This is a genomic window from Actinomyces oris (assembly GCF_001937665.1).
Classification (GTDB): Bacteria; Actinomycetota; Actinomycetes; order Actinomycetales; family Actinomycetaceae; genus Actinomyces; species Actinomyces stomatis.
The window spans coordinates 168,633-182,494 of the sequence record NZ_MSKL01000006.1 but is presented as its reverse complement, the minus strand read 5'-3'; the positions used below and the strand labels follow the sequence as shown (position 1 = coordinate 182,494).

General features: G+C 48.1%; 14 protein-coding genes. All 14 read left to right on the top strand.

The genetic code is table 11. The features are described 5' to 3' along the window. Window positions 1-402 precede the first annotated feature (402 nt). The 14 genes from cpaB (at window position 403) to BKH28_RS13270 (ending at window position 13,811) form a co-directional block, all read left to right on the top strand. The gene (cpaB, locus tag BKH28_RS02770) at window positions 403-1,206 is read left to right on the top strand and encodes a Flp pilus assembly protein CpaB (protein ID WP_075417373.1); all 804 of its coding nucleotides are present in this window, start codon (window positions 403-405) and stop codon (window positions 1,204-1,206) included. After that, window positions 1,203-3,104: an AAA family ATPase gene (locus tag BKH28_RS13135; RefSeq protein WP_143224053.1), complete on the top strand. Its 1,902-nt coding sequence runs from the start codon at window positions 1,203-1,205 to the stop codon at window positions 3,102-3,104. Before cpaB ends, BKH28_RS13135 begins: the two co-directional genes overlap by 4 nt. Window positions 3,105-3,110: 6 nt before the next feature. Beyond that, window positions 3,111-3,491: a TadE family protein gene (locus tag BKH28_RS02755; RefSeq protein WP_081380002.1), complete on the top strand. Its 381-nt coding sequence runs from the start codon at window positions 3,111-3,113 to the stop codon at window positions 3,489-3,491. After that, on the top strand, window positions 3,491-4,729 hold the full coding sequence (locus tag BKH28_RS02750; RefSeq protein ID WP_075417371.1) for a CpaF family protein: 1,239 nt from the start codon (window positions 3,491-3,493) through the stop codon (window positions 4,727-4,729). The genes BKH28_RS02755 and BKH28_RS02750 overlap by 1 nt, the downstream gene beginning before the upstream one ends. A gap of 47 nt (window positions 4,730-4,776) precedes the next feature. Then, entirely contained in the window at window positions 4,777-5,703 is a 927-nt protein-coding gene (locus BKH28_RS13995) for a type II secretion system F family protein (RefSeq protein ID WP_075417370.1), read from the top strand. A gap of 6 nt (window positions 5,704-5,709) precedes the next feature. After that, window positions 5,710-6,603 (top strand): type II secretion system F family protein, encoded by an 894-nt coding sequence (locus BKH28_RS02740; protein ID WP_075417369.1) that lies wholly within the window; start codon window positions 5,710-5,712, stop codon window positions 6,601-6,603. 31 nt (window positions 6,604-6,634) lie between these two features. Further along, window positions 6,635-7,825 (top strand): sensor histidine kinase, encoded by a 1,191-nt coding sequence (locus BKH28_RS02735; protein ID WP_178388814.1) that lies wholly within the window; start codon window positions 6,635-6,637, stop codon window positions 7,823-7,825. Window positions 7,826-7,836: 11 nt separating this feature from the next. Continuing rightward, window positions 7,837-8,475, top strand: coding sequence for a response regulator transcription factor (locus tag BKH28_RS02730; RefSeq protein ID WP_075417367.1), 639 nt, complete (start codon window positions 7,837-7,839; stop codon window positions 8,473-8,475). A 139-nt stretch (window positions 8,476-8,614) separates the two neighbouring features. Beyond that, window positions 8,615-8,842 carry a hypothetical protein gene (locus BKH28_RS02725; RefSeq protein ID WP_075417366.1) on the top strand — a complete coding sequence of 76 codons (228 nt, stop codon included), beginning with the start codon at window positions 8,615-8,617 and terminating at the stop codon, window positions 8,840-8,842. 518 nt (window positions 8,843-9,360) lie between these two features. Beyond that, window positions 9,361-10,035: a pilus assembly protein TadG-related protein gene (locus BKH28_RS02720; protein WP_178388813.1), complete on the top strand. Its 675-nt coding sequence runs from the start codon at window positions 9,361-9,363 to the stop codon at window positions 10,033-10,035. After that, window positions 10,032-11,216 carry a hypothetical protein gene (locus BKH28_RS13285; protein WP_143224052.1) on the top strand — a complete coding sequence of 395 codons (1,185 nt, stop codon included), beginning with the start codon at window positions 10,032-10,034 and terminating at the stop codon, window positions 11,214-11,216. Before BKH28_RS02720 ends, BKH28_RS13285 begins: the two co-directional genes overlap by 4 nt. 110 nt (window positions 11,217-11,326) lie before the next feature. Beyond that, complete coding sequence (locus BKH28_RS13280; protein WP_143224051.1) at window positions 11,327-11,956, top strand: hypothetical protein; 630 nt, start codon at window positions 11,327-11,329, stop codon at window positions 11,954-11,956. Further along, complete coding sequence (locus BKH28_RS13275) at window positions 11,953-12,951, top strand: hypothetical protein (RefSeq protein WP_143224050.1); 999 nt, start codon at window positions 11,953-11,955, stop codon at window positions 12,949-12,951. Before BKH28_RS13280 ends, BKH28_RS13275 begins: the two co-directional genes overlap by 4 nt. 371 nt (window positions 12,952-13,322) lie before the next feature. Then, a complete protein-coding gene (locus BKH28_RS13270) occupies window positions 13,323-13,811 on the top strand; it encodes a hypothetical protein (RefSeq protein ID WP_143224049.1) in 489 nt (162 codons plus the stop codon). Window positions 13,812-13,862: the final 51 nt, after the last annotated feature.

The window sequence follows — 13,862 nt, the reverse complement described above, 5'->3', positions numbered from 1 at the left end:
GCACTTAAGAAGTTTCTTCCCGGGGGCATCGTTTGATGTTGATCTCAACTCGGGTAAAGTCCGGTCGTCGTCATCTATCGTATGGGGCACCAATGGAGCAAGAGCGATCTGTTGGGCATCTGGCACTGAAAAATCGGCAATGAAGGTGACGATAAATGGAGGGCAACCGCATATAATTTTGCCGCCGTCTGAAGCATATCCCTACGGTGCACGTCGATGGGCTGAAATGTCAGTAGTCGAAGATCTTCGTGCATCTGTAGGTTTCGCTTTGAGCTCAGTGCAAGTAGTGACTTGCCGGAGTTGCGGGAGGCTAATTCCTCCAATTGGATGCCCTTTCTGTGGAACGCGTAGTTCGAGCGCATCTACCTCCCATCCGTATTCTATTACTGAAAGGCACGTTTCATGAATCCGAGACAGCGACGCGGCGTTCTCCTGCTTCTAGTCACGATTCTCGGGGCAGCACTAACGTTCGTCGGTGTTGTAACCTATGTGAATTCGGTTTCCTCCCAGGTTGGGCCGATGGTGAAGGTACTGCAGTTGACGGCGAACATCGAGCCAATGCACAAAATCGACGAAAAGGATGTTGAAGTAGTCGAACTTCCCAAACGATGGGCTCCATCCAATGCGGTGTCATCATTCGGACAAATTGAAGGACTTGTCAGTGTCGGATCTTATGGCGCCGGATCTGTTATACAAAAAGGAATGCTTACGAATCCTCCGGGTCTAGCTGAAGGAAATCGAGAAGTGGCAATTATGGTCGATGCAGAAACGGGAGTTGCTGGTCGAGTGTCGGCAGGCGACTACGTAGATATCGTCGCCACAGTAGAAGATGAAAACACCAAAGAAAGAAAGGCGAAGGTCATAGTGCAGAACGCCTTGATTATTAATGTAGGTGTTGAGAAAACAATTGAACAAGAGAACTCTTCTGGTTCATTTTCGGAGGATAAAGCAGTTCCTGTCACCTTCTCGCTTTCAACCGCCGATACCTTGAAGGTTGCATATGCGGAAAGTTTTGCTGTCAAACTTCGTCTCGCACTGAGAGGTACGGGAGACTCACAACCTCTCACTGATGATCAGTCTAACTACAGTGACTCTTCTACAACTGGCTCCTCCGGCCAATCTGATCCGAGTGGCAGCGATCCTAATAATAACAATGGCAACCAGCCCGGCGTTGCACCGAACGACAAGAATGGAGTGCAGCGATGACCAAAGTTCTCCTGTTAACTTCGAACAGAGAGACGTTAAGCTCTGTTTCCGCAGTCCTTTCCGAGTTGAATGGTTTTAATACGCCGCTCGTGCTCACCTCCGCGTCACAGGCACGTGTAGAACTTCAACGTCAAGATATTGATATTATTCTAGTGGATGAAGGCGTGGAAGGCGAACAGGGTCTTACGGTCCTGCGAGAAATTTCTGTACTCGCACCGCTTACCCCAGCATGCCTTTTGTCAGTACGAACCGACAGTGAACTCATGATTCGGGCCATCGATGCTGGAGCTCGTGCGATCCTGCCTCTTCCTCCGTCTGTCGAAAGGTATGCCGAACGCTTACGTTCCCTTACCGCATGGGCGCAGGCTGCAGGAGGGCAAATCGAAAGCGAACGGCAGTCTCTGAATCGACAAGCCGTCGGTCGTACGGTGGCCGTATTTGGTGCAAAAGGTGGCGTAGGCACTTCGATGATTGCACTTGCTGCAGCAAGAAGTGTTTCGCTTAAAAGTGCTACTGCCGTATTGGATTTCGATCTACGTAAAGGTGATTTAGCTTCATACTGTGGTGTTCGTGCACGTCATTCGTTAGTTGATCTAGTTTCGGTTGCTTCGGAACTAGGTAGCCGAGAACTCGCCGAAGTTGCATATCCTGTGCGTTCCGGCATGGATCTGTTCCCTGCTCCTGAGCACACGGAGAACGGTGAAGAAATGACCGAGGCAGAGTCTAATCAGATTCTTCAAGCAATGCGATACAACTACAACCACATCATCGTAGACTGCGGTTCGCGTATCGATGGAGCAACAGCGGCAGTTCTAGATCTTGCTGATGTAATAGTTGTTGTTTCAACACCCGAAGTGCCATCTTTGCGAGCAGTACGCAGATTCAAGGAAACCTTAGTTCGTCTCGAACTAGCGCGTAACACGCCAGTGTACGTGGTCCTTAACCGTATATCTCGCTACAACGAAATTCAGCCGTCTAGCGCATCCAAACTAATAGACAGCGCTTTAATTTCAACAATGCCGGATAGTTCTTCTCGCATAGAGTCGGCCATAAACTCTGGTGATCTCCTTAATCTCGACTTCGCTCCAATGATGAATGTTGGGCGAGATATTGCGGGTCTTCTGGGTTCCGAAGCTGATTTATCGCATCAAGCAGACGATGGATACGCAGAAAAGGATAAACACTCTTCGGAAAACGTACCTGGTCGTCGATGGTTTAGAAGGAAAAGAAAAAAAAGTAAGCGGCCTTCCGAAAGTTTCCCTCCGGCAAGGATGCAAGCGCATCAAACGCAAGCCAAGATGGTAGGGCACCTAGCCGGAAAGTCAATCGATTCGAACTTTGAAACAAACTTTGAAGGGCGTCAATCCGAGCTACAGCAAGGCAAACGTGTCATATTAACTGAAGCAACCAGCCGTTCATCTGGGCCTTCTCTACCGCCCCGTGTACCTCCTTCTTCTCGTCCGCAAGCTCATGACGTGAGAAGCGTCCGCAACGAAGAGTGGCTGCGGGACGGACGCAGCCTTGCTTCGTCGAATGAAGCCCGAAGCGAGCAACGGCGCTCTAAACGACGAGAAGAAGGCGCTACGGCAGTAGAGTTCGCCGGAACCTTTATCATCGCAACTGGACTATTCGTTTTGTTTGTTGAACTTCTCTTGTTTGCCGGTGCCTCATTGATAGCACATAACACGGCGCAAGAAGCCGCACGGGACTATTCCATTGGAATGTCCGATAGGCAAGTAATGAAGTCGGTCTCAAGGAACGTTCCACAATCTCTGGTTTCAGGATTGAAAGTAACTCCGATTAGCGGCGATAAAGTAAAGGTCACCATAGATGCGCCGGCTTTACCTCCCGGAATGAGAACGGCGGAGTCAACTGCTCAAATCCAATGGGAAAGGTAAAATGGCGTGCTGCGCGTAAACCAGGCTCAAGTGAAAAATTTAATAAATAAACACAAAGGCCAGGCGGCGGTGGAGTTGGCTGCGTTAGTTCCTGTAATTATCGCGATAGTTCTGGTGATGCTGCAAGGGATTAGTATCATGTTCGCAGCATCACATGTGCGTGACGCAGCTCGGGATGGAGCGCGTGCCCTAGAAAGGGGAGACTCAGTAGCAAGAGCGGTTAGCACATCATTGCCGGAATCGGTTACGTTGCGTGAAATTGACAGGTGCGGAAAGGAATGCGTTGAAGTGACGGCTCAAGTTCCTATTGGTGTACCTGGTTTCTTCGAATTTGGTCGGTTTACGCTCAAAGATAAAGCAACCTTTCGGCTGAGGAGAGATGCCTGATGTCGTTGAAGGATAGAAAAGCGCAAACTAAAACAACAGATGAAGCGACTGCCCTCATTAAACGTTTTCGCAGTCGACTTCTCGAGGAAATCAATATTGAGGAAGTATCCGATTTAGCGCCGGCTCAAAAACGAGCTCGTCTCGAAAGAGTTCTCGCTCGTATCCTCTCTTTTGAGGGCCCTGTGATGTCAAGCCGAAGCCGTGCACTTCTGATTCAACGAATAGTCGATGACACGGTTGGACTGGGTGTACTTGAGCCGTTAATTGCGGATCAAAGCATTACGGAGATAATGGTAAACGGAGTTAATGACCTATTCGTCGAACGTAAAGGCCGTATTGAAAAAATTCCTTCCGCATTTACTTCTGAGGATGAACTATATCAAACTATTGATCGTATCGTATCGACAGTCAATCGTAGGGTTGATGAGTCGAGTCCCATGGTCGACGCAAGACTTGTGGGTGGAGAACGTGTTAACGTCATCATTCCACCGTTGGCGCTCGATGGTCCAACAATGACCATCCGACGGTTTCCTCAACCCTATCGAATGCATGATCTTGTTGCCAAAGCATCGCTACCGAGTGAAGTTGCAGAATTGCTGGCTGCTATGGTCCAATCGAAGTTCAGTATGCTGGTATCCGGCGGTACTGGTACAGGAAAGACCACTTTTTTGAACGCACTTTCCGGACTGATTCCAGACCACGAACGCATCATCACTATTGAAGATTCTGCCGAACTATCACTACAACAATCGCATGTTGTCCGGTTGGAGTCTCGTCCCGCTAACTCTGAAGGAAAAGGCGAAGTGACCATTCGTGATCTAGTCCGAAATTCTCTGAGAATGAGACCGGATCGCATTGTGGTAGGCGAGGTAAGAGGGGGAGAAACTATGGATATGCTACAAGCGATGAATACAGGGCACGAAGGTTCTCTAACGACAGTGCACGCTAATTCGGCACAAGCCGCATTAGGGCGGCTCGAGACGCTTGCTAGTATGTCAGATCTGGAATTGCCAGTTGATACTATTCGCGATCAAATAAATAGCGCGATCGACGTCGTCATTCAGCTAGAAAGAGATTCCTCTGGTATCCGGCGCGTTAAACAAATTGAAGCCGTAGTTTCAGAGCGGCGGGAGGGATACGTGACTGCGCCAATAATGAGATACGAAAAGGCAACAAAGGGGGATGGAAATTTTCGTCTGTTCGAGCTTCCCCAGGCGGTTTCATCCAAACTTAACTGATTCTGTTAATGTTGTTTGAATAACCTGAACAGATAGGCACACAAAGCATGAATCCTTTTATACGGGTAGTACTTGGAATACTCTTAGTGACGCTAGTATTTGGTGTATGGGCGACGTCGGTGCTTGTCGACGAAGCATCCCGAAGGCGTGCTTTAAAGTCCGAGGCTTTTGGAGGACAACAAACAAACCGTGAATACTTCAGAATGGTTGAATCTCGAATGACATCGCGTGGGCCTCTTGCTAAGCTGAAACGAATGATGAGAGCTGCGGATGTGAACTGGTCTCCGTTAATTACCGTTGCGTCTCTTTCGTGTCTGATGGTGTTTCTCGCGTTTACTACGAGCGCCTTCTTCGGTAAAATCGGTAGTTCTGTGCTCGCATTGTCTCTCCCCTTGGTATTTGGACAGTGGCTTAAGCGAAAAAGCATCAAAAGGACGGAGTACTTTGTTGCACAACTACCTGAACTAGCGCGCGTTGTAGCTAACGGCAACTCAGCCGGCCTATCAATAGCTCGCTGTATAGCCATGGCGGGGCGTGAAATGCCAGATCCGGCAGGTCAGGAAATGCGCCATATGTCTCGACAGCTAAACTTGGGATGGTCGTTAGACAACGTTCTGAATGAACTTACCGACCGAATGCCGTCTAGGGAAATTAATGTTCTTATGCGGACTATAATTATCCAGTCTAAGACTGGAGGAGCATTGAGCGCAGCGCTTAGTGAAATGTCACAGACATTAGAAGATCGGAAAGAACTTCGTCGAGAAGTAAGCACTGTAATTCTTGGTGCAGCAGTGGCAGGGTACGCTGTAATCGGAATAGGCGTAGGTGCGGTAATTCTACTAAATCTATTCAAACCGGGCTTGCTTGATCAGATGGCAACGAGTCTACTTGGCAGAGTGACAATGGGCGCTTCTGCTGTACTGTTCATAGGTGGAACTTTGCTGATGCGGCTTGTTTCTCGAGTGGAGGTATAGCGTTTTATGGTATCCCTCGGTTTTGGTGGGTTAGCGGCGCTGATCGTGCTAGTAGCTGCTCGAGGCGTTCAGTTACTTCGTTCTTCTTCTTTTGAAGATGTTATAGATACGGATTTGATTGACTCGTCGGACCAGACTAAAGTTGGTCCCGTCACACGGATTATTGACTCATTAGGTCGTGCCACTCAACGAATAATAAGTGGTATGTACTCCAAAAACTACCTAAGCCTGCTTTCCAAACAGTTAAGAGCCGCAGGGCAGTCCTCGAACCTGACTACACAAATGTTCATTCAGCGTCAGTCAGGTTTTGTGTGTGTTGGGCTATTGCTTCTAGTCCTTTTTTCAGCAAGTAATCAAATACTTGCTGGAATAGTCGCGTTCGTGTTGATGAGTTCATGGATGCACGCTTGGCTCATGCTTTCGATTAGAACGAGGCAAGAAAGTATCGAAAAAGACCTTCCCGATTTTCTTGATGTACTGGCGGTCACTGTAGCTGCAGGACTCCCATTCAGAACGGCGTTGGATCGTGTATCGGATCAGCATTCTGGTCCACTCGCTGAAGAAATGCGGCTGATGCGCCGCGAAATGCAACTGGGCGTCCCAAGGCGCACGGCTATGGAGGGACTGCGGGAACGTAATGGTTCAGAAAGTGTTGCGACATTTGTTACCGCTATTTTACAGTCTGAAGAACTAGGCACGCCGCTAGAAGATGCCCTTAGACAAATTGCTCAGGAGGTCAGACGACAGCACGGTCAGCAAGTTAGAAGGAACGCTGCAAAGGCACAGCCGAAAGTGTCGCTTGTCGTCACAATGATGATTGTTCCAGGTGCTCTAATTCTTTTGATCGGGGGAATGCTTGTGAGTAACTGGGAGTCTATTATGGGGCTTTTCGATGTTTAGCAGAAGTTTCGCGGAGGCGACCATCACGCCAATGATTAAAATGCTGCGCAATCTTAGGCTGTGCTTCGTTCTCATGCTTACCGTCGAGGGCCTAAACGGCTCGGATGTTTCGAAATTTTTACCAGCTGTGATACTGGGCGTCGTCAGCAACTCTTTGCTGTTCTCTCGTAGGTTCTATCAGAAAATGCCACTTTATGACACGAGTCTTTTGGTATCCATGACCGCCTTTGACGCTATGGCCATTCTTGCGACAGCCAGCCTTGGTATCACGCGAAATCTGTCGTTGCTAGTATTCTGCACGGGATACTTACTGATTTCTGCGTTGCTAATGGGAATACTTCTTAGTATTCGAACTTCGCTAGTCTGGGGAGTGTTCACGGGAACGGGATTCGCGATCTATGTCAGTATGAAATATTATCTCTCCCTTGATCTAGCTACCCTAATTGCAGTCGGCTCGTTTGTCATGATTATATTGGGGCAAAGGCTGAGTGCACAGATGCTTAACATAGAGAAACTAGCATCTGAACTAGTACAAGCGAATTCATTTAAAGCAGCCGCTGAAGAAAGATTGGTGCTCGCTAGAGACATCCACGATACTGTAGCAAAGTCGGCGGCTGGCGCTCGGATGCTTGCTGAGGTGCTCCATGATGGACTCGCAGGTACGCACTACGCTGACGACGCACTTACGCTGTTTCAGGCATTAGATGAGTTGAGCAAAGAGTCACGTGATGTTCTTCATAGTCTGCGTTCTGTACCGAGCCACGATTTAAAAGAACGTTTGTCTAGTGATGTTAAGGAATGGGGCCATAGAACCGGTATTGAAGTACGTGTAGTATGTTCTGGTACTCAAGTTTCGGTCGACGGAAATTGTGCATGGCAAGCTCAGAGGGTGGTCGGTGAAATATTGTCTAACGTTGAAAAGCATGCTAATGCCGACCGCGTTTGTGCGACCTTTTTAGGAACACAGGAATGCCTGTACGTACGTATTGAGGACGACGGCACTGGTATCGACGAAAAATCGTTGGAATTAATGTCACAGTCTAATCTTTCCGGTCACTACGGAATCCAAGGGATGAAGGAGCGTATGCTTTCGATGGGGGGAATCATACGCATTTCGAGCAGTCCGAACGGTGGAACAATCGCACGACTCTCTATTCCGACTTCGACTAGCATTACACTCCCGTCGATTCCGAAAACGAAGAGTCTTTTGAGAAGTAGTTAAGGAGCACTATTGTGATTGTACTAGTTGCTGACGATAACGCAGTGGTAAGGATAGGTCTGGGACGTATACTCAGTCGGATGAATGATGTCGAGCACGTACTCGAGGCCTCTAATGGGAAAGAAGCGATAGCAACTGCACGTGAAACGCAACCTGATGTCGTGCTTTTGGATGTCCGCATGCCGGTAATGGGTGGACTGGAAGCGCTACCGATACTTGCGGAGACTGCTAAGGTCATTATGCTTACGTCGGACGATGACACCGAAACAATCACGTCAGCTATTGGTAACGGCGCGTCGGGTTATTTGGTTCATGGTAGCCTTGACGCTGAGCAGATAACAGGAGCTATCACGACATGTATTCAAGGCGGCTTGGTTCTAGGACCTGAAGCGGCAGGTCAATTGGCATTACAACCGCTAACTACATGCACAACCTCCACAAATCCCCTATTGGAAGTTCTGACTGCGAGGGAAGCCGATGTGTTGGAGGCTGCATCACGCGGACAAAGTAATGCGCAAATAGCCAAAGAACAGTTTCTTTCTCCTCGTACTGTTAAGAACTACTTGAACTCGGCGTACGTTAAGTTAGGTGTTCATAATCGTGCCGAAGCCATTGTTAGGTGGCGGGAGGCGATCGGCCCACAACAACGATGACATCGAGGGCACTTCTAGGGGCGATCGCCCCTAGAGGCAACTAAACCAACTGGCCTAATCTTATTGGTGTCAGCGGAACTGATCCCTGATAACGACACTAGCTGTCTTAACTCTGACAGCACATACAGGAGGATATGTCATGTCGAACAGCATTCTTTCAGCCCAGGTCCGTGCTATCACCTGGACCAGGAGTCTGGTTGAGCGGGTCCGTTCTTCAGAGAAGGGACAGGGCGCTACAGAGTATGCAGGTGTCGTCATTGTCTCGATCATTATCGTTTTCGCGATTATTACCGCCGTGAGGGGGCTCAATATCGGAACAAGCCTGACTGACAAGATTAAGGAGCTTCTGAACGAGAAGACAAAGTAGTTCACCGGACTCGGCATTGAAATGAATTGAGTTGGGGCGCAGAGAATGCTTTCTCTCGCCCCTAACTCAGTTTTATCAATGCGTATAAGAGCGCCGAATGGAATGCGACTTACATTGGCGGCAAAAATGGCTACATTCGCTCATTGAGCGTTGAAGTTAGCGGGCGGCATCCGAATTATTCGGGTTCTCGCTCATTTATAATCAGCATGACAAAAATTAAAAAAGGAGTGACATCAATACGCTATAAGAAATCTCGTAGGCGTACTGACACAGTCGAAATAGTTGCAACGTCGCGAGTGCCTTAGTTGCAGCGATAGTGATTCACTCTCTGGCATGCGATGAGTTATTATTCTCTTCTATTCTATCGTTAACGTGCGGGGATCATGTGCAGCGTTAAACGGGTGCCAACTATATTCTTGTTTGTCGTCCTATCGTGTTGCTATCTTACTATTCTGCCGCTGAATCTAGTTTCACGCAAAAATTTGATTGATAGAAGATTGGCTTTCTTTTGATTCGTGGTGATTACGGTGACTTCTAGTAGTAGTTTTTCCCTTGCTCTGTCTCGACTTCGAATTATTAGAAGGAATGAGCGCGGCTCCATCGCTGTATATTCTGTAGGTATCATAATATTCATCGTCGTCCTGTCGCTTGTTCTGATGTTCCCTTTGGGAGACGCCATCGCGGATCGACGTAACGCGAATACAGCAGCAGATTCGGCTGCTTTGGCGGGGGCAGGTGCTTGTGCTGATCGAATTGAGTCGGTATATAGAAAGGCTCGTTCCCTTCCAGACATGAAAAGCTTCTGGGCGCAGTTTGGTAAGCCCGTGTCGAGTTACTGCCAGGGCGTGTCTCGAGAAGCGTATGAGTATGCTAAAAACAACAATGCTACTTTAGTATCGTTCAAGACTACTGGAAGCCTCCGGTATCGTGCTGCGGTTAGGCTTGATACCTACATAGCTGGTACAGACCAACGCTCGTCATCAGTTGCTACCGCTCAACTCACGTTGTCAAAAGGAGTGTGCGTAAAGAATGGTAGTCTAGGTGTAAAGGTGAGCGGACACTGCATGCTGTCGTCAGATGATTTTCATACTCAGCAAACCGACGGGCATAACGACAAGCCGAATCCAAAGAGCGAAGTCAAGCCAAAGGACCTTGAGGCAGAGGCCATGGTTGAGGTAAGATTAGTCGCATGAACATACTTCGGTCGCACGTTTTAAAACGTGGTAGGCGGCGCGCGGAAGGTGGTCTATATGGGTATCGTTCGATTATAACAGTTATCGTTCTTATCGGGCTTGTCGGAGTTCTTGCATTTACTGGGGTGGTTCGAAAAGGTCTATGTTTTATCGATGCAGCGGCTTGTAGTGACGCTAGTAGAATCAGGTCATCGACGAGTGGTCTCGAACCTGTATCGCTACCTGCGCCCAGTGAAGAACGTATTGTCCGTACAGTCGCAGGAAACAATGTTGTTCCGCCGGGGCGCCCGTCTTTAGTGTACGGAAAAAAGTCTGCAATCTCTCCGGGTGCGCCACCTCAGCTTCAGCGACTTTGGGATGGAAATGAGATTGATTCTAATGACGCTGCGAGTGTTCCAAGTACTACGTGGAAGTCATCTATGTTTTTGCCATTAAGCAGTCTGCCTTGCGGTGTTGAAATTTCTTGCGACGACGCTAGCTTAGCCGGAAAAGTTTCTTCGGATTCAAAGGCAAATCAAACCAAAGGAATATCTAAGTTTTCTTTATTAGGACTTGATCCGCTTGTCGGTAAAGAAGGAATTTCAACTGTCGTAGATCTTAATCTTCCGTTAGAGGGAAAAAGTGGGCAGCCGCACGAACTGCATGACTGGAACGAAAGGTCAGGCCTTCTTTACCGAAATACTCGATATCTTCGAGATGAGACTAGCACGGAAACTTGGACATGGCAGGGTAGGAACGATCACGATGGTGGTCAACAGGTCGTTGTTGTACGCGGACGGGGAGGACAACTTGTTTCGGTAGCTTTTTACAAAATTCACTCGGAATCGAGCGGAGAGTTTAAAAGAAGTTCGGTTCGTTTATCGGTATCGGATAACAACAGAGATGCGGTTGAAGTTTGGCTCGATAAGTTTGGCATCGATGGTCCTGATCTGCCCCAACAAGTTTTTGAGCCACTTAGTCCGATTTCGGCAGATGGCAATATGCTTGTTCGTATTATTCACGAATCCGGAGAGGTTGCTCGCGAAACGGTTAAGTCTGTCAGTGATATGAAGGCGATTACACCAGAAATGATGAGAGACGACCCTGGACTAATGAGGGCAGGTGTGTCTGTCACTAAGGAAACTTTAGGAAGAAGTGACAGCACGGGAGAACGAACTTTCTCCTCGTCTGACAGTTCCTAAGCAAGGCGACCATAGCTACATGGTATCTGGAGGATTCATTGTCAGTTGCGAATCGTGGGATACTTTCAAAGAAGCGGATCCTGCTACTCTCTGTGAGTACAGTAGTCGTGGTGATTGCTACCGTTCTCACTTATATTGTAGTAACGCGTGATTTCGGTCGTGACGTATCAATTACGGCCACGTCTTCGCCACTTGCACTTCGGAGTTATAAACTGAATGGAATCACGCTTAGTATTCCTGCTACTTGGAAGAATAGTGGTGATGCTAGCGAACCCTACACCAACGGATCGCAAAGTTCTGAAAATCAGACCCCAGAATCCAAAAACGGTAATGCAACTTGGCAGTTAGCTATGACTGATTCTAGCGGAGATGGCACCGCTGTTCTGCTTGTTAGCGTTCCGTTATCGGCGGGATCTCCTGATCAAGCTTCAGAAGCGGCTTCAGCTCTTTTGAAATCGTCGTTCTCAGAATATGAAGCTATTGGTGCGTTTTCGTTTCCATCTGCGTCTAGTAACTCAGCCGTGAATCCTAATGCTACAGCTACAGATAGCGAAAATGCAGAAGATGCGCGTAGTTATGTTCTTAGAACAACATTTAACTTCAAGTCAGATGCAGTTATCGAACAGGGAATGTGCTGGATTGTTCCGACTGCTGAAGGCTATGTTCTAGTTGTATTATTGAAGAATGATGATTTTGTGGTACAACAATTGGAGACGTCAATTTTGGAAAGTTCACAATGACTGGCATTAATTGGTCTAGGCGCATGTTTTTTACCGTAGCGACTAGTTCACTTTGTACATATGTGATGTCTGGTTGTGCTGCTGCACGTCCCACTCTGCCAAAAGGGTGGAGTACTGTTCTGGTTTCAGACGCATACGTTCCTGTTCGAGAAGAGTGGAAACACTTCCCTGCACCAAAGGAAATGCCGCTATTTTCAGATATGTGGGTCACTCCGTCAGGCAATTCACATCATCTCGTTATAGGTGTACCTCAAAAGAAATCTGACTTGGCGGCAGCGCTATTGGAAACGGAGACGAGTTTGCGTTCAGTTTTGCCGGGATATCGATCACTGGGCAGTGATATCAAAGAGGAACGGAACGGACTGACGCTGAATTTTAAAGACTTTGAGTCGCATGCCGAATTCGCAAAGTCCGGTCGATTCTGGATATTTCGTAACGATGGTACCACTGTAGTTGGGGCACTTATGGCTGGTAGCCTTAACGAGGAATATCAAAATACAGTGCAAACGGGGATGAGACTGACGTCGTCAAACGGAGTAGATGTTCCCGAGGGATGGGGTAAAGTGGGACGAGACGGAGTGAGTTTTGCGATCCCGAGAAGTTGGGCAATAACAGGCACGCCCGTGGGATCGAAACGGTGGCGGGAGAGCTGGGCTGATTGCGACCCAGATGGTACTGCCCGTATTAGAGTTTTGCTATGTCCGGCTACCGGACATAACTCTACAGATGACGCCCTTGCTCAAATCGAATCTGATTCGATAGCAGGCTCGGTTAATGGATACAAAAGACGGAAAGCACCAATGTCGTTGAAGTACGGAAGTGAGGACACATCTGGCGTTCGTGTTGACTATTCATACGATAAAGGCTCATCACAGGGCGTGTTATGGATAGTTCAGAAAAAGGAGAGTGTCGCCGCAATTCAGATGTCGTTTTCCGGAATCGTAGATGACAACGTAGTAGGCGTCACACAGAGTAGCATACGGATGGAAAAATGATGTAGTACTTTTCGGAGCGTCCGTAATTCCGAAACTGATATGCTGGCTTTCAGAATAGGTACGGTGTATTTACGATAGGAGGGCACTGTCATCTTTTGTCTAGCGCTCGCCAGGCTTTTTGCTTGAGTGCCACGCATTTCGAATGGATAAAATGCATCATGCGTTGCGGAGAAGATTTTGTCATGAACAGTTGCCGAGTTCTGCAGAGACGTCAGATATCACGTCGCGTTTCGTTGACGTTTTCGGCTATGTTGATTTCCTCAATACTGACGTCGTGCTCCAACTACGATGTCCAGACAGGTGGAACAGCTAGCGACGTTCCTTCCACTGCTAGCAGTGTAAGCCCCGATAGGGCTCCTAAAGTTAAAGCAGTGCAACTTAAGGTCTCAGGTGATACTGTTAAACCCATCTCGGGAATTACAGTTTCTCTAGCAGAAGGAACTGTTGGCCTTTCTCCTGAACGTCTGTCTGAAAATCACGTTGCAGTAACGTACGTTTGGCCTAACGAGAAAAACTGGGGATATCTCGCCGTTGAGGGCCCAATGGCGTTCGATTCTTCTCCGGACGAAGCAGTTAAAGCGGCGATAGCTGCTGATCGAGACCTGCTCGCGAAGCAAGGTGTTGCGACAAACGTCGAAGACAGCATTCCATGGAAGGGCTTCTCTCATTGCGGTCAGTTGACTTGGAGGCAACTATCTATTCCTCCCGGCTGGAATGAAAGAACTTTGGTAGATGCGCTTTCTTTGTATGTTATTGACGGACAGAACAGAACGAATATTTTGACTGCGTACGTCCCGCAAAACGGCTTCACTGAAGGCAATCCTGCATTTACGACGCTGTGCTCACTTGCCGCAAGCTAATGTTCTGCGTATAGACAGTATCAAGTACATCATTAATTGGTTTTATAATCC